We start from the raw sequence: 19,167 nt of genomic DNA, 5'->3' as shown, positions 1-19,167 counted from the left end.
TCAGGCTTTGCTTCCAGGCCCCACGGTGACACTTCTGCTTTGCAAACCCGGTGACATTTCAACTTGGTTGCAACAGCGAATGTAGCTGGTGTGCGCTACCCTGAAGTCCGACTCCTGTTAGAAAACATGCCCAACCCCATAGCCCGCATGCGAAAAATGCCGGCTCCCCGGTAAATACCGGTCTCCTTCGCATAGTTCCCCCTCTAAAGCACAGGCCGCTGTCTCGTCCGCGCAGGACGCGGCCAACGGCGGTATAGAGATACGCCCTCAAAGAGCCGTTAACCGTACCTCTGCACAGACCCAGAACACTTTTCGGCGTGGTTTCAATGTTCCTGTGCTCAGCAAGATTTGCCCGAGCGCATGACTGAAAACGCTACTGGGAGAACGACATGCCGACGAGAACTTTCACGATTTCCGAAGGTCTAAGCCAAATTCACACCTTTGGGGATGGTCCGGAAAACACCCGTAACCATTGGGATAATCTGGATTTTGAGCCGATGTCAGTATTTTCGCATGGCCATCATGCGCGGTCCGGTGGCGGCAACGATACGTTCAATTTCACCAACATTTCGAACGTGTCCGGTGTCGTTGTCGGGCGGATCGAAGACTTTGACATGGCCCGCGATGAAATCCGGATCGAGGGTCGGTTGCTCGATCTTAACGATTTGCCAAACAACGTGCGTATCGTCGCCTTTAATGGAGGTCACAACGACGCAGGCAGCGAAGAGCAGCCCTGGTTGTTGATCGAAACGCCCACGGGTGGCCAGATCTTCTACACACTCGAAGGCGCGCGGGTCGACATGAATGACGATGGTGGCTCGAATGGACACAAACATGAGCATCACTTCATTACAGAGGCGCTGCTGCCCGACCTCGACGCCCTGCCCGACATTCGCTACGTAGATCCGCAAAACGTTGTTCCGATCGGATTTGCACCTGATGGCGGTATCGTTATTCATGACATTGATCGCGACCATATGGACCTGCATCATGCGGTTGAAGGTACCGTGGACGGCGATCTTATCGCGGCGGGTTTGAACGACGATATTGTCCGGGCGCTTGGTGGCAACGACGTGATTTGGGGCGGCAGTGGTAACGACACAGTGTCCGGCGGCATGGGCAACGACACAATTTCCGGCAACACCGGACATGACCGTATCGAAGGCGATTCAGGCAACGATCGTCTGAACGGCGGGACCGGAAACGATACGCTGAGCGGCGGCAACGATCGCGACGTTCTGCACGGTGGCGGTGGTAAGGATTTGTTGTACGGCGGCACCCAGGGTGATCGGCTCTTTGGTGGCAACGGCGATGACACGATCTATAGCGGCCATGGCCGGGATATGGTGTGTGGAGGTGCCGGAGACGATGTAATCCGGGACGTTTCTGGCGAGAACTTCAATGCTGACCGGCTCTTTGGTGGCGCGGGGAACGATGAAATTCACGCCGGCGGCGGCGACGATTCCGTGTACGGTGGTGGTGGCAGCGATCTGCTCTTTGGCGGCAGCGGCGATGATCACATGCGCGGTGGGTTCAATCATGACTCGATTGCCGGGCAGATGGGTGACGATATTCTGGACGGCGGTTCCGGCCGGGACACGTTGGACGGCGGCAGCGGCAATGATGTGCTGATCGACAACAATCAAACTGGCCGTTTTGCCGCGGATACGCTGTCGGGTGGTGGCGGTGATGATGAACTGCGGATCGGTGGCGGTGACGACATTGCAACCGGCGGTCAAGGTGCTGATACGTTTGTCTTTTTCGGCAACAGGATCGAAGATGATGTGATCACCGATTATGATGTTGGCGTCGATGAATTGCACCTTGATGATGCGCTTTGGGGTGGCGGACTTACCGAGGCGCAGGTGATCAACCGCTTTGCATCGGTGGAAAACGGCGATGTGGTGTTTGATTTCGGGGGTGGAAATTCCATCACGCTGGATGGTGTCAACAGCACCGCTGGTCTGACCTCTGACATCGAGATCTTTTGATTTGGCGCGACAAACCTGAACAGTGACATTGCCAAACGGCAAACACTGTTCAGGTTCAACTGCGAAAACGACATTTAACCTATTGAGTTAAAAGCGCCTTCAGCCTCAGCTGCCAATCACGCCCTTTTTCAAAATGATATTGCCATAGAGCCGGGTTTCGCCGGTCTGCACAACGACGAAAGACTCGCGTGCGTTGTCATAGAAATCAAATCGTTCCAGTCCCTTGATCTGTGCGGGCGCATCGGCCACGTCATTGATGATCTGTTGAAACTCTTTCACGACTTCCGGGATTGTATCAGGCGCGTCGACCACCTGCATCACATGGGCTGGCGCATCGACATAAGTGTCCAGTGGCATCACGCTCATCACCGCGCGCAAGACATCCGTTGCGCTGATCCCATCCAGACGCACCACTTCGGGTCCGCTGCTTTCAGCCGGGAAATTGGCATCCGCGATGGTAATCGTGTCGCCATGGCCCATCGCGCGCAATGCATAGATCAGATCGGGGCTCAGTATTGGATCAAGTCCGCGCAGCATAGTATTGATTCCTTTAAGTTATATACGGTTGAAGGCTGGCGATCGCCCTGCCCTAGAAAAACGCCTGTAGCCCGGTTTGCGCCCGGCCAAGGATCAACGCATGCACGTCATGTGTGCCTTCATAGGTGTTCACGGTTTCCAGATTGACCATGTGGCGGATCACCTGAAATTCACCGGAAATCCCGTTGCCGCCATGCATGTCCCGCGCCATCCGCGCCATATCCAGCGCCTTGCCACAGTTGTTGCGTTTGATCAGGCTGATCATTTCCGGCGCGGCGGCCGCATCATCCATCAACCGCCCGACCCGCAACGCGGCCTGCAGGCCCAGGGCAATCTCGGTCTGCATATCGGCCAGCTTCTTCTGGAACAGCTGTGTCCCGGCCAGCGGTTTGTTGAATTGCTTGCGATCCAGACCATATTCGCGTGCCGCATGCCAACAGAATTCTGCGGCGCCCATCACCCCCCAGGCGATGCCATAGCGCGCCCGGTTAAGACAGCCAAACGGCCCCTTAAGCCCCTGGATATTCGGCAAAAGCGCGTCTTCGCCGACCTCGACACCGTCCATCACGATCTCGCCCGTGACCGAGGTGCGCAGGGACAATTTCTTGCCGATCTTCGGCGCGCTCAGCCCCTTGCAGCCCTTGTCCAGAACAAAACCGCGGATCTTGCCGTCATGGGCGTCGGACTTGGCCCAGACCACAAACACATCCGCAATCGGCGCATTGGAAATCCACATCTTGCTGCCGGTCAGCCGATAGCCGCCGTCGATCTTTTCCGCACGGGTTTTCATACCGCCGGGATCGGACCCGGCATCCGGTTCGGTCAATCCGAAACAGCCGATCCATTCACCGGTGGCGAGTTTGGGCAGGTACTTCTGTCGCTGCGCTTCGCTGCCATAGGCATAGATCGGATACATCACCAGGCTGGATTGCACCGACATCATGCTGCGATAGCCGCTGTCGACCCGCTCGATCTCGCGGGCGACAAGGCCATAGGTCACATAGCCTGCGCCAATCCCGCCATATTCCTCTGGGATGGTGGTGCCCAACAATCCCATTTCGCCCATTTCGGCGAAGACACTTGGGTCGACGGTTTCGGCCTCAAAGGCATCAATCACCCGCGGTGCGAGCTTTTCACTGGCATAGGCGCGGGCGGCCTCAGCGACCATCCGCTCTTCTTCGGTCAATTGATCCACCAGACGCAGGGGATCGGCCCAATCCAGCCGTCCCAGATCGGGGGCATCTTTTGGTTTGAGCGGTGATGGGGCTGAAGAAGACATGAGGCGGCTCCAATATCTTTTGCGCTGGCGCCAACCTAACGCAGAGATATGGCCGAGGAAATCCGCATTTTGATCAAATTTCCAATCGAACAACCGCGATGACAGCCGCAAAGGCTGGAAGAGCGCCCTCTTCCGCCCTTGCGGGCGTCATCGGTTGTGTTCAGATCAGCCCAGGGCATATCCCGCGCCGCGCACCGTGCGCAGCGGATCATTGCCACCAAACTGGCACAGCGCCTTGCGCAGACGCCCGATATGCACGTCAACGGTGCGGGTATCGACATAGATGTCGCGCCCCCAGACCCGGTCCAGAAGCTGTTCCCGTGTCCAGACCCGACCCGGCTTTTCCATAAAGGTGGTCAACAGGCGAAACTCGGTCGGGCCAAGTTTCAACTGGTTTTCCGATCGTGTCACCCGATGGGTTTCACTGTCCAGAATGATGTCTTCGTATTCCAGACGTTCACCGACACTGGCCGGCCGGGTGCGCCGCAATTGCGCCCGCACACGGGCCATCAATTCCACCACCGAATAGGGTTTGACGACATAATCGTCCGCCCCGGTTTCAAGACCGCGAACCCGGTCCACCTCTTCCGAGCGCGCCGACAACATGATCACCGGCACGCCACGGGTTTCTGCGCGGGATTTCAATCGGCGGCAGACCTCGATGCCCGAAACATTGGGCAACATCCAATCCAGAACGATGATGTCCGGCGCATCTTCTTCGGCCAACAATAGCGCCTGTTCGCCGTCTTCGGCCTTGCTCACCCGAAAGCCTTCGGCCTCCAGGTTGTAAGACAGGACTTCGCGTTGCGCCGGTTCATCTTCGACCACAAGGACAGTAGGTTGTTCCGCCGACATTCATTATTCTCCCGGCTGTGGCGACAGCGATTTGTCAGAAGATGTGTTGTCGCCTTTGACACGTTCTTCCGGCAATTCGCCCTCGACCAGAAAGATCACTTGCTCTGCAATCGATGTCACATGATCGCCCATGCGTTCGATGTTTTTCGCAATGAAATGCAGGTGCATGCAGGATGTGATATTGCGCGGATCTTCCAGCATGAAGGTCAGGAATTCCCGGAAGGTCGCATTATACATCTGATCGACGTCACGGTCGCGCTGGATCACATCCGCGGCCAGGGCAGCGTCACGCTGAATATAGGCATCAAGCCCGTCTTTCAGCATCAACTCGACCTCGCGCGCCATACGGCGCAATGCGGCGGTGGCCCCGTCGATCTGTGTCAGCTGCATCAGAACCGAATTGCGTTTGGCCATGTTCTTGGCCAGATCGCCGATCCGCTCCAGATCCGCCGACATCTTCATCACCGACAGGACAATCCGAAGGTCCACGGCGGTCGGCGCGCGCAGCGCGATGACCTGTGCGGCATCTTCGTGAATGGCCTCGTCCAGCGCGTCGATCGCCTTGTCACCCAGACGGACCTTTTCGCCCAGCTCGTCATCACGGGTTTCCAGCGACAGCGCCGCGTTCAAAATCGCCTGTTCGACCAGACCGCCCATTTTCATGATCTGGGCCTGAATGCCTTCCAGATCCCGATCGAATGAGCTTACAATATGCTCTTGCATCGTTCTCTCCTTAGCCGATCCGGCCAGTGATATAGCTTTCGGTGCGTGGATCTTCGGGATTGGTGAAGATCTTCGGCGTGTCGTCGAATTCCACCAGATTTCCGAGGTGGAAGAACGCGGTTTTCTGGCTGACGCGTGCGGCCTGTTGCATCGAGTGGGTCACAATCACCACCGAATACTGCGACCGCAGCTCGTCGATCAATTCCTCGACCTGTGCCGTGGCAATCGGGTCCAGCGCCGAACAGGGTTCATCCATCAACAGGACTTCCGGCTCTGTTGCGACAGCGCGGGCAATGCACAGACGCTGTTGCTGACCACCGGAAAGCCCGGTGCCGGGGGCGTGCAGACGGTCCTTGACCTCGTTCCAGATCGCGCCACGACGCAGTGATTTTTCCACGATTTCATCCAGATCTGCCTTGTTCTGGGCCAGACCGTGAATGCGCGGACCATAGGCCACGTTGTCATAGATCGACTTGGGGAATGGGTTCGGCTTCTGGAACACCATGCCGACCTTGGCGCGCAACTGCACCGGGTCGACCTTTTTGTCATAGATGTCTTCGCCGTCGATCAGGATATCGCCTTCGACGCGGCAAATGTCGATGGTGTCATTCATCCGGTTCAGACAGCGCAGAAAGGTCGACTTGCCGCAACCCGATGGGCCGATAAAGGCGGTGACGGTCTTGTCTTCGATTTCGACATCCACATCCTTGATGGCATGGGTGTCGCCATAATAGACCTGAACCTTCTTTGCGGCGATTTTCGTCGTATTGGTGGCCACTTTACTCTCCGCGGTGCGAGGTGTGTCATACATGATGTTAATCCTTTCCCGGACCGGTTACCAACGACGCTCGAAGCGGCGACGCAGGATGATGGCGATGATGTTCATTGTCAAAAGGAAGACCAGAAGGACAATAATCCCGCCCCAGGCCTTTTCATAGAAGCTTACATCGGCGCGTGCCGCCCATGTATAGATCTGGGCCGGCATGGCCGAGTTCGGTTCGGTAAAGCCGGCGGCGATGCCATCGGGATAGCCGCGCGCCACAAAACCAACCATACCGATCAGCAACAGCGGCGCGGTTTCACCCAATGCCTGGGCCAGACCGATGATGGTGCCTGTCAGAATGCCCGGCATGGCCAAGGGCAGAACATGGTGGAACACCGCCTGCATCTTGGACGCGCCAACACCCAGCGCCGCATCGCGGATCGACGGCGGCACCGCATTCAGCGAGGCACGGGTCGAAATGATGATTGTCGGCAGGGTCATCAGTGTCAGCACCAGACCACCCACCAGCGGCGCCGATTGCGGCAGATGCATGAACTGGATGAACACAGCCAGACCCAGAATACCGAAAACGATCGACGGCACAGCCGCGAGGTTGGAGATATTCACCTCGATCAGATCGGTAAAACGGTTCCGCTTGGCAAATTCCTCAAGATAGATCGAGGCGGCAACGCCAATCGGCAAGGACAGGAACAAGACCACCAGCATCATGAAGAAAGAGCCGACAACCGAGGCCCCGATCCCGGCACCACCGGGGTTGTCCACACCGGAATCTGCGCCGGTGATGAAGGTCCAGTTGAACGAGCCGCGAATGATCCCGGCATCATGCAGGGCATCCACAAGGTCAAGATCGCTCAATTGCAGGAACCGGCTGTCTTGCAGGGCTTCGCGGGTCACACGGCCGTTGAAGTATCCGTCAACCCGGCTCGAGGCCGCCAGCTCAAAGCTGACAGGTTTGCCGATGTCGCCGGGATTGGCCTTGTAATGTTCGCGAATGGTGGCGCCGGTCTTGCCGACGATACGTTCAATCGCACCGGCATCAAAGGCAACCTGCATGCCGCTGGCCTGCAATTGTTCTTCCAGCTTGGCAATGAACAATTGTTCATAGGCCTTGGTCTTGAACAATTCCTTCTCGGCACCGTCGACCTGTTCCTGGCTCAGGTTGAATTCCACATCCAGCACCGTCCGGCTGAAGGCCGGTGCGCCCGAGCGGATGATGGACACAGCCAGCACCACAAGAAAGAAGATGCCAATCAGGATCGCGCCCAGCCCATAGGCCTTGAAACGGGCCTCGGATGCATTGCGGCGTTTGGTACGGTCGTCCAGAACAGCCAGCGAGGATTTCGGCTTTGCCGCTGGGCCAGCTCCGGGCGTGTTCAGGCTTGCGTCGGTCATTCGTACTGCTCCCGGTATTTGCGCACGATATAAAGCGCGAAGATATTCAGCCCCAGTGTCAGGACAAACAAGGTCATGCCCAGCGCAAAGGCGACCAGCGCCTCGGGCGAGGCAAAATCGGCATCGCCGGTCAGCTGGCTGACGATTTTTGCGGTCACGGTGGTCATCGCTTCGAAGGGGTTCATCGACAGCCGCGCCGCAGCCCCTGCCCCCAGAACAACAATCATGGTTTCGCCAATGGCGCGCGATGCGGCCAAAAGGATGGCCCCCACAATGCCCGGCAGAGCGGCCGGAATGATCACCTGTTTGATGGTTTCGGATTTGGTCGCGCCCAGACCATAAGATCCGTCGCGCATGGATTGCGGCACCGAGTTGATGATGTCATCGCTGAGCGAGCTGACAAAGGGGATCAGCATGATGCCCATGACCAGACCCGCGGTCATCACCGCAGTCCCGGCCTGCATCCAGCCCAGACCATCGTCACCAAACACACTCAGCAGCAGCGGACCCACGGTCAAAAGCGCGAAGAGACCATAAACGATGGTCGGAATACCGGCCAGAACCTCGAGCATGGGTTTGGCAATGGCCCGCACTTTTGGCGAGGCATATTCGCTGAGATAGATGGCGGCGAACAACCCGATAGGCACGGCCACGGCAAGCGCCACGATCGAAATATAGAATGTGCCCCAAAGCAGCGGCAGAACACCCAGCTCGGACGAGCCACCCCGACCAGAGAAGCTTGGCGCCCATTCCAGCACGGTGAAGAATTCCCAGGCCGGATAAAGACGGAAGAATTCGATGGTGTTGAACACCAGCGACAGAACAATTCCCAAAGTGGTCAGAACAGCGATAGAGGCCGCCGCGACCAAAAGCGCGCGAATACCGGCCTCGACCACATTGCGGGCGCGGAATGCGGCGGTTGTTTCGCGGAACCCCAGGAACATGCCAATCAATGCAATCGCCACAACCGCGATTGTCATGGCCGTTGTGCCCTGTTGCGAAAGAACACGATACCGCTGTGCGGCATGCATCACCGGTTGGGTGATCTGCGATGTCACGATCTGACCCGCATCTTTCAAACGCTGGGTGACATCGGTGATGTCAGCACGTGCGTTACGGGCAAAGTCCTCGGTCATCACGCCCTGGGCCACTGCGTTATCCAGCCCGTTGGCGGCGCGGCGCACTTCGGCCATCACCAACCCGCGAGACGAGCTTTCGGGAATGGCGCTGTCGGGCAGCATCTTTGAAACCGTGGAATTGATGTAAAAAGGTTGGGCCAGAAGCCAGACAACCAGCACCACAAAGGCCGGAACCGCCGCTTTCAGCGCCACGTTCCAACCATAGTAGGACGGCAACGAATGCAGATCGCGGCTGTCACCACCTGCGCTGGTCATGGCGCGTGCGCGGCCGATCACAAAGCCGACAGCAGCGATCGCCAGTACGATCAGGAATAGCCAGAATAAAGGCATGTGCCCCCCTTCGGTCTTGTTCGGATAAATGTCCAAAAAGGAATGGGGGCGGCAGAAACGCCGCCCCCGGCAATCAGGCCGAAGCCTTGATTACATGTTGTCGCCCATGGTGACTTCGTTGGCGATGGCGTCTTGTGTCGCTGCCAGTTCAGGGTCAGCAACCAGGCCATAGTTGGCCAGAGGGCCGGAACCGCCAGCGATTTCGTCAGCGACGAAGAACTGAGCGTATTCTTTCAGGCCGGGGATCACGCCGATGTGCGCTTTCTTCACGTAGAAGTACAGCGGACGCGACACAGGGTATTCACCGGTCGAAATGGTTTCAGTCGACGGTGCAACGCCGGCCATTGTCGCAACTTTCAGCTTGTCTGTGTTGTTCTCGTAGAACGCCAGACCAAAGATGCCAACGCCGTTCGGGTTGGAGTCGATGCGCGCCAGGGTCTCGGTGTAGTCGCCGTCGATGTCGACCGATTTGCCGTCCGAACGCACGTCAAGGCATGCATCTTCTGCATCGTCTTCCGACATGCCGCTGGCGATCATGGCTTCCATTGTGCCGGTGGCTTCGCAACCGATCAACAGAACTTTTTCTTCGAACACTTCACGTGTGCCGTGCTTGGTGCCGGGGATGAAACCCGCGATTTCAACGTCAGGCAGATCGGCGTTGAATTCGGCCCATGTGTTGTAGGGGTTTTCGACCAGCTCGCCGTCTTTCAGAACAGTGCCGCCCAGAGCGTTGAAGATGTCGGACTGGGTGAACTCGGTGAAGGAAGGGCCGGTTTGCTGCGAGGCAAACACGATGCCGTCATAGCCGATGCGCACTTCCATGATGTCGGTCACGCCAGCTTCGGCACAGGCTTTGATTTCTTTTTCACGGATTTTGCGCGATGCGTTTGCAACGTCGATGGTGTTTTCGCCAACGCCTTCGCAGAAGCGCTTGAGACCAGCGGACGATCCACCGGATTCAACAACGGGTGTCGGGAAGTCGGTGTTGTCGCCGAACAGCTCAGCCACGATCGAGGCATAAGGCAGAACTGTCGAGGAACCGGCGACTTGTACGTTGTCGCGCGCGGCTGCGGCAGTGGCGGAAACGGCAGCGATCGCCAGAGTGGAGGCGGTCAGTTTCACAAATTTCATGGAAGAGCTCCTGTTGTCGCAAAACGGGACGCCGGGGTTAACAAAGCAGTGGCGTCCGCTGAGCGCACTGCTATTGGCGTTCAGCTATGCTTTTGTGACGGTTTTGTAACGGTTTTATGACACTGGCGGGCGCAGAGAAATTATTCTCGAACAAATTCGCGTCGAATTTCAATGTCGCCGTTTAACACCCTGAAAATAATATACTTTCCATGATGCCCCGCGCGACATCTCACCGCAACAAACTGTTAAGAAAACTTCACAATCCCCATGCGCACTCCCGTCATACGGCTGTGTGGCGCGGAATTCACGCGGGTTCCGGTCAAACACGTGTCACAAACGGGAAAGCATAGCGAAATTCTTGCGAATCAAACGCTTGACTGCCCCTGGGTCAACTTCATACGGGCAACAAAACCCGAAAGGTTGATCCCTGCCCCAGAGCCGACTCAATCTGAATCCGCCCCCGGTGCCGGCCGACGATATGCTTGACGATGGCCAGCCCCAGACCGGTTCCGCCCATCTCGCGCGAGCGGTGGTTATCGACCCGGTAGAACCGTTCCGTCAGCCGCGGGATATGCACCGGGTCAAACCCCGCCCCGTGATCGCGCACCACAAGTTCGACCGTGTCGCAGCGCATGCGCGGATGAAAGGCCGGTGATGTCAGCGACACTTCGATGTGTTTGCCTTCTGCGCCGTATTTGATCGCGTTCTCAATCAGATTGTTCAGCACCTGCCGCAGCTGGTCTTCGTCTGCGGCGACAAAAACCGGGTCATCAGGCAGATCCGTCACCACCTCCAGCCCGACATCATCCGCCATGCCCGCCAATCCGCCAAGGGCCGATTGTACCAGCGCCTTGAGGTCGATGCGCGTGGTTGGACGCATGCGTTCCGTCGCTTCGACGCGGTTCAAGGACAAAAGATCACCCACCAACCGGTTCATCCGCTCGGCTTCGGATTCCATGATCGCCAGAAACCGATCCCGCGCCACCGCATCATCATGCGCCGGGCCATGCAGAATGGTTTCGATGAACCCCAAAAGCGCGGTCAGCGGGGTTTTGAGCTCATGGCTGACATTGGCGACAAAATCGCGGCGCATCTGTCCGGCCACCGCCAGATGGGTCACATCCTCAAAGGACAGAAGAACCCCGAATTCGGGGCCAATCTGGATCGAGGCGCAGCGCACGTTATAGGTCACATCCTGCCCGTCTTCGCGGGTCAGAAACGAGGTCTCGCGCGTCTTGCGATCGCCCAGTGTGGCCTCGATCGTATCCAGCAAAGCGGGCTGGCGCAGGGTGGTGATGAAATGTTTGCCCTCGGGGTTGAGCCCGACCAGTTTCAGCGCAGGTTCATTTGTATGGCGAATGCGTTCATCCGCACCAATCGCCACCAGAGCCTGGGGCAAGGCGTCGATCACCGATTGCAACATTTCCGCGCTGTATGGCATGGCTCAGACCGCCTGTGCTGCTGCGGTCGCCTGGGCGAATTCCGCGATCAGGGCCTCCGGGTCTTCCAGCCCGACCGAGACCCGAAAGAAGCCTTCGGTCATGCCCATCGCGGCGCGTGCCTCTGGCGTCAAGGCACGATGCGAGGACGAGGCCGGGTGCGACAGGGTCGTGCCGACATCGCCAAGGGTCGGGGCAAAGGCAATGCCTCGCGCCGCTTCGGTCAGCGCATTGGCCTGGGCGCGCCCGCCTGCAATCTCGAACGACACCATGTTGCAGCCGCCGCGCAGGATCAGATTGGCCCGCGCGTTTTCCGGGTGATCCGCCCGCATCGGATAGATCACCCGCCGCACCCCCGCCATATCCGCCAGCGCATCCGCCAGCGTCGCTGCGGTGCGCTGCGCACGATCAAACCGCAGGTCAAAGGTGAAAAGCCCACGTTCTGCCAGCCAGCAATCAAACGGCGATGCAGTCAGGCCGGTGGTGACGGCAAAGTCGTAGATCGCCTTTTGATGGTCCGGGTCGCGCGCCGCCGCCCAGCCCAATGTCACATCGGCATGCCCCGCCAACAGCTTGGTAACCGAATGCAACACCACATCCGCGCCGTGATCAAACGGCAGAAACCCGCTGGGCGTGGTAAAGGTATTGTCAACCACCAGGATCGCGCCAGTCTCTTTGGCCAATGCCGCGATGCCAATCATGTCGGCCACCCGCAACGTCGGGTTGGACACCACTTCGATCAGGATCATCCGGGTGTTGGGCCGCACAGCCGCGCGAAAGGCCTCGATATCCGTCGCATCCGCCAGATCGGCAGCAATGCCAAACCGCGGCAGGTCTTCGCGCATCATGCGCAGCGACCGACCGTAGAGCTGATCACTGCCCAGCACATGATCACCCGCCTTGCAAAGCCCAAGCAGCACCGCCGTAACCGCCGCCATGCCCGACCCGACCACGATCCCCTGATCGACACCCTCCATCGCTGCAATCCGGCGCGCCAGAACATCAGCATTGGGATGACCTTCGCGGGCATAGGTGAACCCCTCGGCCAGACCGGCATATTGGCTGTCCAGCATATCAGGCGTGTCAGAGGCATAAACAACCGAAGGCGAAAGCGGCGTGACCACCGGACGGCTGACACCGGTGGTGGGCAGATCGGGCCGCATCAGCGTGCCCTTGTCATTGCGCAGGCGCATATCAGGGGTCCTTCAGATCAGTGGCAAATTGGTCTCGGATGATTTCCGCAGGCGGTCAGACAGGTTTCAGACCCGCGCGAAATCGGCGCATGTTGTTTTGATAGCCGATGGCGGACTTGCGCAAACCTTCGATTGCGGCTTCGTCCAGCTGGCGCACGACTTTGCCGGGTGCCCCCATGACCAAACTGCCGTCGGGGATTTCCTTGCCTTCGGTGATCAGCGCGCCGGCGCCGATCAGGCAATTCTTGCCGATCTTTGCGCCATTCAACACAATCGCCCCCATACCGATCAGGCTGTTGTCGCCGATACTGCACCCGTGCAACATCACCTTGTGGCCAATGGTACAGCCCGCACCAATGGTCAGCGGATAACCGATATCCGTATGGCACACGGTGTTTTCCTGCACATTGCTGCCACGGCCAACGCGAATTTCCTCGTTGTCGCCGCGCAAGGTGCAGCCAAACCAGACCGATGCGCCGTCTTCAACCGCGACACGGCCAATCAAATTGGCATCCGGTGCAACCCAGCAATCCGCCGCCAATTGCGGCACCACATCATCCAACGCATACAAGGTCATGAAAGTTCTCCGAATTCTGCCTGAAGCTTGCGAACATGTTCGGTCAATTCCGGTTGCTGCGACCGGCGCAGGCGGGTGGCGTCGATGATGGTTTTCAGGTTGCGTTCCGTGGTGTCCAGATCATCGTTCACCAAAACAAAATCATAGCCGTCCCAATGGCTTATCTCGTCCCAGCTTTTCTGCATCCGCTTGGAAATCACCTCGTCACTGTCCTGGGCCCGTTGTTCCAGACGGCGGCGCAGCTCCGGGATCGACGGTGGCAGCAAAAAGATCGACAGCGTGTGCTGGCCCAAATCCGAATTGCGGATCTGCTGGGCACCCTGCCAGTCGATGTCAAACAACACATCCTTGCCGGCATTGATGGCGTCCTGGACCGCACTTTTGGGCGAGCCGTAGAAATTGCCAAAGACATGCGCATGTTCCAACATGCCGCCTTCTGCCACATCGGTGCGGAAATTCTGTTCCGTTACAAAGTGATAGTCGACGCCGTCAATCTCACCGGGGCGCGGTGTCCGGGTGGTGGCCGAGACGGAAAACACAATGCTGCTGTCCCAGGCCCGCAACCGTTTGGCCAGGGTGGATTTGCCGGCGCCAGAGGGCGACGACAGGATGACAAGCAGGCCACGACGCTGGGTGTTGGACATTATTCACTCCACGTTTTGAACTTGCTCACGCATTTGGTCTATCACGGCCTTAAGGTCCAGCCCTACCGACGTCAAATCGCTGTCGCCGGATTTCGAACACAGGGTATTTGCCTCTCGGTTGAACTCCTGCATCAGGAAATCCATCTTGCGCCCGACGCTTTCCTGTCGCGTCAGCTGCTCCCTTGCGGCATTCACATGCGCCTGTAACCGTTTGATTTCTTCGGTAATATCCGACTTGATGGCCAAAAGCGCCAATTCCTGGGTCAGGCGGGCCTCGTCGACATCGGCGGCGGCGTCCAGAACCTGTGCAAGCGCGGTTTTCAGAGTTTCGCGGGCTTTGGGCTTGCGGGCCTCGGCGGTGGTATCCGCCTGTGTCACCAAGGTTTCGATTTGATCCAGATGGCTGTTCAACACGGTGAAAAGCGCGCTGCCCTCACGTGATCTCATCTCGCAAAAGGATGCCATAACCGGTTGAAAATCTTCGATCAATATGGCCCTCAGCGCGGCGGAATCGGTTGGGGTTTCCTCTTGTTCCAGGATCCCGCGCAACGCGATGATCCCGGTCGAGGTCGACGGGCCAAGCGATACGCCGCGCGCCATTGCCTGATGTTCGATTTCCGCCAGCGCGTCGAGCACCGTATCCAGATGCGCCGCATTCAATTTCTGGCCGCTGCCGCCCTCTGCACGGGTCAGCCGAAGATTGATCGTCACATTGCCCCGCCGCAACTGGGCGGCGGCAATCTTGCGCAATTCGGCCTCCAGCCCCTCGATCCAGTCCGGCACGCGCAAGCGAAGATCCAGCCCCTTGGCATTCACGCTGCGAATCTCCCAAACCCAGGAAAATCCGTCTGCCTCGCCCTGCCCCGAGGCGAATCCGGTCATTGATTGCAACATCACGTCCCTCATTACAAAATTGCGGCAACTCTGCGCTTCGCACCGCAATATATAGCGGTCACATACCGAAGTAACACTTCATTTGCACTTCGCAAAGGGTTTCCCCGGTCCCGACACCGCGCGTCACGGCCCGGCCCAGACGCGATGCGGCAAATTTCGGTCGGGGCCTATGCCGTATCGAAGTTAACCAAACGTTCTGAAAATCCACAAAATTCGATGAAATCATGCGATGTTAGGAATTGAGTAACCATTGTAACGCCAAATTAACTCTGGCCAAAGCCCCAGAACGCACTGAAATTTCGCACAAAACAATGGGACGGGCAATTGTTGAGGATTAAATGATGTCGCCGCGTGATTATAAGGAAGAATTAAACAATGCTTTGCAACCTGCCGCCGCAACCGATGTTGTCCCACTAAGTGACAAGCTGCGGGCCAGTTGGATCCGGCCCCTCAGGACGGTCGACACCTATTGGGAGGCGATGCGCAATGGCCGCAATGTGCCGCCCCGGTCGGAAATTGATCCGCGCGGCATCGAAAACGCGCTGGAAAACGCCTTTATCGCGGAACGTATCGCGCCCACCCACGCCCGTCTGCGCATTGGTGGCAGATTGTTGTGTGATCTGATGGGGATGGAAGTGCGCGGTATGCCACTGTCGGCGATGACGGTTCCGGTGTCGCGCGAGCGGCTGTCGCATGCGGTGCAAGCGGTGTTCGACACCCCGGCGCGCGTCGAAATCACGCTTCTGGCGGAAAAACGTCTGGGCAAGCCTGCATTGAACGGGCGCATGACGCTGCTGCCTTTGGCCGATGATTTTGGCGATGTCAGCCGCATTCTGGGCTGTTTTGTGACCGACGGCCCGGTTGGTCGTGCGCCGCGCCGGTTCGAAATCGTTCAGGTCGATGTGACCCCGATGGTGACTTCCGATGCGCGCATGGCCGCCGCCCCAAAACCTGCGCCACGCAAATTGGGATTTGGTGATCCGGCGCCGGGCTTTGCCCACATCGACGGCACGCGTCGAGATCCGGCATCGCAGTCCCCCAGACAGGAACCGCAGTTCAAGGACGGACCGGTGCCCTATTTGCGGCTGGTTGCGAATAACGCAGACTGAGGTCAAACAATAGCAACGTCATCCAAGTCGCTGTCAGGTCACATAAATAAGCCCCGGCCGTTAAACCGGGGCTTTTTCTATGTCAGGCATCCGGCCAGCAAAAACCGGCCTTGCCGGGGTATTACACCGCGACGCTGGATGTGCCCGGCGCACGCCGCGCGACCAGTTCCTCTGCCACCAGGAACGCAAGTTCCAGCGACTGCGAGGCATTGAGGCGGGGATCACAGGCGGTGTGATACCGGTCGCTCAGATCTTCGTCGGTCACCGCCCGCACGCCACCGGTACATTCGGTGACATCCTGGCCGGTCATTTCGAAATGCACACCGCCGGGAATTGTGCCCTCGGCGTTGTGGATGGCAAAGAATTCGCGCACCTCACGCAGGACCGAGTCAAACGGCCGGGTTTTGTACCCGGTGGCCGATTTGATTGTGTTGCCATGCATCGGATCACAGGACCACACGACATTGGCGCCTTCTTCCTGTACGGCCTTGATCAGGCGCGGCAGGTGGTCGCCCACGCTACCGGCACCAAAACGGGCAATCAGGGTCAGACGGCCGGCTTCGTTTTCCGGGTTCAACCGTTCCATCAGCACCTTGAGGTCTTCGGCGCTGGTGGTCGGGCCGCATTTGAGCCCGATCGGGTTCATCACGCCGCGGGCGAATTCCACATGCGCGCCATCAGGCTGACGGGTGCGGTCACCGATCCAAAGCATGTGGCCAGACCCGCCCAGCCATTTGCCAGAGGTCGAATCCAGACGCGTCAGCGCCTCTTCATATTCCAGCAACAGGCTCTCGTGGCTGGTGTAGAAGCTGACGGTGTGCAGCGCATGGCTGCTTTCGCCGTTCACCCCGGCCGCGCGCATGAAATCAAGCGCATCGGTGATCCGCCCGGCCATTTCGCGGTATTTCTCGGATTCATCCCGATCGGTGAAGCCCAAAATCCACTGATGGACCTGGTTCACATCGGCATAGCCGCCGGTCGAAAACGCCCGCAACAGGTTCAGCGTCGCCGCCGATTGGGTATAGGCCTGCAACATCTTCTGCGGATCGGGAATGCGCGACCCGGGCGTGAACGCCAGATCGTTGATGATGTCACCGCGATAGCTTGGCAGCTCCTGGCCATCCTTGACCTCGGTCGGGGCGCTGCGTGGTTTGGCGAATTGGCCGGCCATGCGGCCCACCTTGACCACGGGCACCTTGGCACCAAAGGTCAACACCATCGCCATCTGCAACATCACCTTGAACGTGTCACGGATGCCATCGGCGCTGAACTGGTCAAAGCTTTCGGCGCAATCGCCACCTTGCAGCAAGAACGCCTCGCCGCGTGATGCCGCGCCCAGTTTGGCCTTCAATGTCCGGGCCTCACCAGCAAAGACAAGCGGCGGATACTTGGCCAGCTGTGCCTCGGCAGCATTCAGCGCGGCTGTATCGGTATATTCGGGCATCTGGACCCGGGGCTTGTTGCGCCAGTCAGATTTTTGCCACTCGCTCATCTCTTTATCTCCGGTGGTTAGCGGTATCAGTCAAAGACTATGATCGGGGGCTTATACAAAGACCCGCCCTCAGTGGCCATACGCGATTTTGCTCTTGTCCGACCTTGTGCTTGACGCGGGCAATCAGCTGGGGCCAATTGGTGCGACGCGATTGATTTGCGACATGCCGGTCGAAAAGCGACATCCAGCCAAAGGGTCCGCGCCAATGATTCCAGACACCACAGACAGTCAACCGGCCACTTCGGTCAAACCAAGGCGGTTTGTGTTTGTGTTGCTGGAAAATTTCTCGCTTCTGCCGTTTGCGGCAGCTCTGGAATGTCTGCGGATTGCCAACCGGATGTCGGGGATGCAGCTCTATGATTGGTTCATCATTGGCGAAGGCGGCGGCATCCGCACCTGTTCGGCGGGAACGGATTTCCGCCTGCAGGGCGACCTCGAAGAATTGAAGCGTGACGATGTCATCATGATCTGTGGCGGCATGGAAATCCAGCACGCCACCACCAAACGGCTGTTGAACTGGTTGCGGCGCGAATCCCGCAAGGGGCTGAAGACCGGCGGGCTCTGCACCGGCAGTTACACTTTGGCGCGGGCGGGTCTTCTGGACGGGCGGCGCGCCACCATTCATTGGGAAAACCACGACAGTTTCACCGAGGAATTTGAAAACATCTCTCTGACCAAGGCCGTGTTCGCCATTGATGGCAATCGGATCACCACCGCCGGCGGCACCAGTTCGATTGACATGATGCTCAAGGTCCTGGCCGATGACCACGGTTCGGAACTGGCCAATGCGGTAGCGGATCAGATGATCTATTCCGCGATCCGCACCGATCAGGACACCCAGCGGTTGTCGGTTCCGACCCGGATCGGGGTGCGCCATCCCAAGCTGAGCCAGGTGATCCAGAAGATGGAAGCCAATATCGAAGAGCCGATAAGCCCGTCGCTTCTGGCGCAAGAAGTGGCCATGTCGACCCGCCAATTGGAACGGCTGTTTCGCCGCTATCTTAACCGCTCGCCAAAACGGTATTATATGGAGCTGCGATTGGAAAAGGCCCGCAATCTGTTGATGCAGACCGATATGAGCGTGATCAATGTCGCCTTGGCCTGTGGGTTTGCCAGCCCGTCGCATTTTTCCAAATGTTACCGCGCACATTATGACACAACCCCCTACCGCGAACGCGGCAGCCATGGCATGCCGGGGGCCTAAGGAGCGCGAGGCCGGGAAACCCCGGCCTTTGCTTTAGAACTTGCTGTTCAGATCGTCGAATTCCGTGTTGAAATTCATCACAACGGTCACAAGACCATCATCACGCTGGTGTATCACCAGATAGACATAAATATAGCTGACGCCGTCCCAATAGGCGATCAATTCCTGGCGAAACCCGTGATCCATGTCTTGCCGCCGAATCAGGGCAACCTCTTGAAAATCGCGCGGAAAAATATTACGGACCCGGCGTTCCAGGTCTTCTAGCGCGCTATCCTCCGAAGCATCTCCAAACGCGCGCATCACCTCTGCGATGTCGCGGTTTTTCATGAGGGGATCCAGCCGCGCCCGCAGTGCCAGATAGCTGTCAAAAAACGCGGTGCTTGATTCCGCCAGAACCGGAATCGGTGTCATTGCCAATAGAATGCACACCAGAAATCGCCGCAAAAGACCCATG

18 protein-coding genes are annotated in these 19,167 nt (G+C 58.2%); 3 read left to right on the top strand and 15 right to left on the bottom strand.

Annotated elements, in window-relative coordinates; genetic code table 11:
- The first annotated feature begins 389 nt into the window (after positions 1-389).
- A complete protein-coding gene (locus Q4577_RS19595) occupies positions 390-1,991 on the top strand; it encodes a calcium-binding protein (protein WP_303472029.1) in 1,602 nt (533 codons plus the stop codon).
- Positions 1,992-2,096: 105 nt separating this feature from the next.
- Here the strand turns inward: Q4577_RS19595 and Q4577_RS19590 are convergent, their stop codons facing one another.
- From Q4577_RS19590 to Q4577_RS19530, 13 genes are all read right to left on the bottom strand, one after another.
- Positions 2,097-2,528 (bottom strand): RbsD/FucU family protein, encoded by a 432-nt coding sequence (locus Q4577_RS19590; RefSeq protein WP_303472031.1) that lies wholly within the window; start codon positions 2,526-2,528, stop codon positions 2,097-2,099.
- A gap of 52 nt (positions 2,529-2,580) precedes the next feature.
- On the bottom strand, positions 2,581-3,807 hold the full coding sequence (locus tag Q4577_RS19585) for an acyl-CoA dehydrogenase (protein WP_303472033.1): 1,227 nt from the start codon (positions 3,805-3,807) through the stop codon (positions 2,581-2,583).
- Positions 3,808-3,972: 165 nt separating this feature from the next.
- Positions 3,973-4,662, bottom strand: a complete 690-nt coding sequence (gene phoB, locus Q4577_RS19580) for a phosphate regulon transcriptional regulator PhoB (RefSeq protein ID WP_244686674.1) — start codon at positions 4,660-4,662, stop codon at positions 3,973-3,975.
- Positions 4,663-4,665: 3 nt separating this feature from the next.
- The gene (gene phoU / locus Q4577_RS19575) at positions 4,666-5,385 is read right to left on the bottom strand and encodes a phosphate signaling complex protein PhoU (protein WP_244686677.1); all 720 of its coding nucleotides are present in this window, start codon (positions 5,383-5,385) and stop codon (positions 4,666-4,668) included.
- Positions 5,386-5,395: 10 nt separating this feature from the next.
- Positions 5,396-6,196, bottom strand: coding sequence for a phosphate ABC transporter ATP-binding protein PstB (gene pstB / locus Q4577_RS19570; RefSeq protein WP_244686679.1), 801 nt, complete (start codon positions 6,194-6,196; stop codon positions 5,396-5,398).
- 24 nt (positions 6,197-6,220) lie between these two features.
- Complete coding sequence (gene pstA / locus Q4577_RS19565; RefSeq protein ID WP_303472037.1) at positions 6,221-7,561, bottom strand: phosphate ABC transporter permease PstA; 1,341 nt, start codon at positions 7,559-7,561, stop codon at positions 6,221-6,223.
- Positions 7,558-9,030, bottom strand: a complete 1,473-nt coding sequence (pstC, locus tag Q4577_RS19560; protein WP_303472039.1) for a phosphate ABC transporter permease subunit PstC — start codon at positions 9,028-9,030, stop codon at positions 7,558-7,560. The genes pstA and pstC overlap by 4 nt, the downstream gene beginning before the upstream one ends.
- A gap of 90 nt (positions 9,031-9,120) precedes the next feature.
- The gene (locus tag Q4577_RS19555) at positions 9,121-10,161 is read right to left on the bottom strand and encodes a substrate-binding domain-containing protein (RefSeq protein WP_303472041.1); all 1,041 of its coding nucleotides are present in this window, start codon (positions 10,159-10,161) and stop codon (positions 9,121-9,123) included.
- A 394-nt stretch (positions 10,162-10,555) separates the two neighbouring features.
- Positions 10,556-11,602, bottom strand: coding sequence for a cell wall metabolism sensor histidine kinase WalK (locus tag Q4577_RS19550; protein WP_303472043.1), 1,047 nt, complete (start codon positions 11,600-11,602; stop codon positions 10,556-10,558).
- 3 nt (positions 11,603-11,605) lie between these two features.
- Positions 11,606-12,793 (bottom strand): PLP-dependent aspartate aminotransferase family protein, encoded by a 1,188-nt coding sequence (locus tag Q4577_RS19545; RefSeq protein WP_303472045.1) that lies wholly within the window; start codon positions 12,791-12,793, stop codon positions 11,606-11,608.
- A gap of 55 nt (positions 12,794-12,848) precedes the next feature.
- The gene (locus Q4577_RS19540) at positions 12,849-13,370 is read right to left on the bottom strand and encodes a gamma carbonic anhydrase family protein (protein ID WP_303472047.1); all 522 of its coding nucleotides are present in this window, start codon (positions 13,368-13,370) and stop codon (positions 12,849-12,851) included.
- Positions 13,367-14,014 (bottom strand): guanylate kinase, encoded by a 648-nt coding sequence (gene gmk / locus Q4577_RS19535; RefSeq protein ID WP_244686688.1) that lies wholly within the window; start codon positions 14,012-14,014, stop codon positions 13,367-13,369. The genes Q4577_RS19540 and gmk overlap by 4 nt, the downstream gene beginning before the upstream one ends.
- A 3-nt stretch (positions 14,015-14,017) precedes the next feature.
- Positions 14,018-14,908 carry a YicC/YloC family endoribonuclease gene (locus tag Q4577_RS19530; protein ID WP_303472050.1) on the bottom strand — a complete coding sequence of 297 codons (891 nt, stop codon included), beginning with the start codon at positions 14,906-14,908 and terminating at the stop codon, positions 14,018-14,020.
- Positions 14,909-15,249: 341 nt separating this feature from the next.
- Between Q4577_RS19530 and Q4577_RS19525 the strand changes: the two genes are divergently transcribed.
- Positions 15,250-16,017 carry a PAS domain-containing protein gene (locus tag Q4577_RS19525; protein WP_303472052.1) on the top strand — a complete coding sequence of 256 codons (768 nt, stop codon included), beginning with the start codon at positions 15,250-15,252 and terminating at the stop codon, positions 16,015-16,017.
- 121 nt (positions 16,018-16,138) lie between these two features.
- On the opposite strand, the gene Q4577_RS19520 is transcribed toward Q4577_RS19525, so the two are convergent.
- Complete coding sequence (locus Q4577_RS19520) at positions 16,139-17,509, bottom strand: class II 3-deoxy-7-phosphoheptulonate synthase (RefSeq protein WP_303472054.1); 1,371 nt, start codon at positions 17,507-17,509, stop codon at positions 16,139-16,141.
- Between the two features lie 205 nt (positions 17,510-17,714).
- Here Q4577_RS19520 and Q4577_RS19515 point away from each other — a divergent pair, with 205 nt between their 5' ends.
- Positions 17,715-18,713: a GlxA family transcriptional regulator gene (locus Q4577_RS19515; RefSeq protein ID WP_303472056.1), complete on the top strand. Its 999-nt coding sequence runs from the start codon at positions 17,715-17,717 to the stop codon at positions 18,711-18,713.
- A 33-nt stretch (positions 18,714-18,746) separates the two neighbouring features.
- Here Q4577_RS19515 and Q4577_RS19510 read toward each other — a convergent pair whose 3' ends face one another.
- A complete protein-coding gene (locus Q4577_RS19510; RefSeq protein ID WP_303472058.1) occupies positions 18,747-19,166 on the bottom strand; it encodes a hypothetical protein in 420 nt (139 codons plus the stop codon).
- Position 19,167 lies beyond the last annotated feature (1 nt).

It is taken from the genome of Marinovum sp. 2_MG-2023 (assembly GCF_030548265.1).
GTDB lineage: Bacteria > Pseudomonadota > Alphaproteobacteria > Rhodobacterales > Rhodobacteraceae > Marinovum.
The sequence above is the reverse complement of the archived record's forward strand: the minus strand, read 5'-3'. Positions and strand labels throughout refer to the sequence as shown.

Excerpts from the sequence above, each read along its gene's own strand:
- pstB (WP_244686679.1), bottom strand. The coding sequence starts at position 6,196 with ATGTATGACACACCTCGCACCGCGGAGAGTAAAGTGGCCACCAATACG.
- Q4577_RS19525 (WP_303472052.1), top strand. The coding sequence starts at position 15,250 with ATGTCGCCGCGTGATTATAAGGAAGAATTAAACAATGCTTTGCAACCT.
- pstA (WP_303472037.1), bottom strand. The coding sequence starts at position 7,561 with ATGACCGACGCAAGCCTGAACACGCCCGGAGCTGGCCCAGCGGCAAAG.
- Q4577_RS19510 (WP_303472058.1), bottom strand. The coding sequence starts at position 19,166 with ATGGGTCTTTTGCGGCGATTTCTGGTGTGCATTCTATTGGCAATGACA.
- Q4577_RS19515 (WP_303472056.1), top strand. The coding sequence starts at position 17,715 with ATGATTCCAGACACCACAGACAGTCAACCGGCCACTTCGGTCAAACCA.
- gmk (WP_244686688.1), bottom strand. The coding sequence starts at position 14,014 with ATGTCCAACACCCAGCGTCGTGGCCTGCTTGTCATCCTGTCGTCGCCC.
- Q4577_RS19590 (WP_303472031.1), bottom strand. The coding sequence starts at position 2,528 with ATGCTGCGCGGACTTGATCCAATACTGAGCCCCGATCTGATCTATGCA.
- Q4577_RS19545 (WP_303472045.1), bottom strand. The coding sequence starts at position 12,793 with ATGCGCCTGCGCAATGACAAGGGCACGCTGATGCGGCCCGATCTGCCC.
- Q4577_RS19530 (WP_303472050.1), bottom strand. The coding sequence starts at position 14,908 with ATGTTGCAATCAATGACCGGATTCGCCTCGGGGCAGGGCGAGGCAGAC.
- Q4577_RS19520 (WP_303472054.1), bottom strand. The coding sequence starts at position 17,509 with ATGAGCGAGTGGCAAAAATCTGACTGGCGCAACAAGCCCCGGGTCCAG.
- pstC (WP_303472039.1), bottom strand. The coding sequence starts at position 9,030 with ATGCCTTTATTCTGGCTATTCCTGATCGTACTGGCGATCGCTGCTGTC.
- phoB (WP_244686674.1), bottom strand. The coding sequence starts at position 4,662 with ATGTCGGCGGAACAACCTACTGTCCTTGTGGTCGAAGATGAACCGGCG.
- Q4577_RS19585 (WP_303472033.1), bottom strand. The coding sequence starts at position 3,807 with ATGTCTTCTTCAGCCCCATCACCGCTCAAACCAAAAGATGCCCCCGAT.
- Q4577_RS19595 (WP_303472029.1), top strand. The coding sequence starts at position 390 with ATGCCGACGAGAACTTTCACGATTTCCGAAGGTCTAAGCCAAATTCAC.
- Q4577_RS19540 (WP_303472047.1), bottom strand. The coding sequence starts at position 13,370 with ATGACCTTGTATGCGTTGGATGATGTGGTGCCGCAATTGGCGGCGGAT.
- Q4577_RS19550 (WP_303472043.1), bottom strand. The coding sequence starts at position 11,602 with ATGCCATACAGCGCGGAAATGTTGCAATCGGTGATCGACGCCTTGCCC.
- phoU (WP_244686677.1), bottom strand. The coding sequence starts at position 5,385 with ATGCAAGAGCATATTGTAAGCTCATTCGATCGGGATCTGGAAGGCATT.
- Q4577_RS19555 (WP_303472041.1), bottom strand. The coding sequence starts at position 10,161 with ATGAAATTTGTGAAACTGACCGCCTCCACTCTGGCGATCGCTGCCGTT.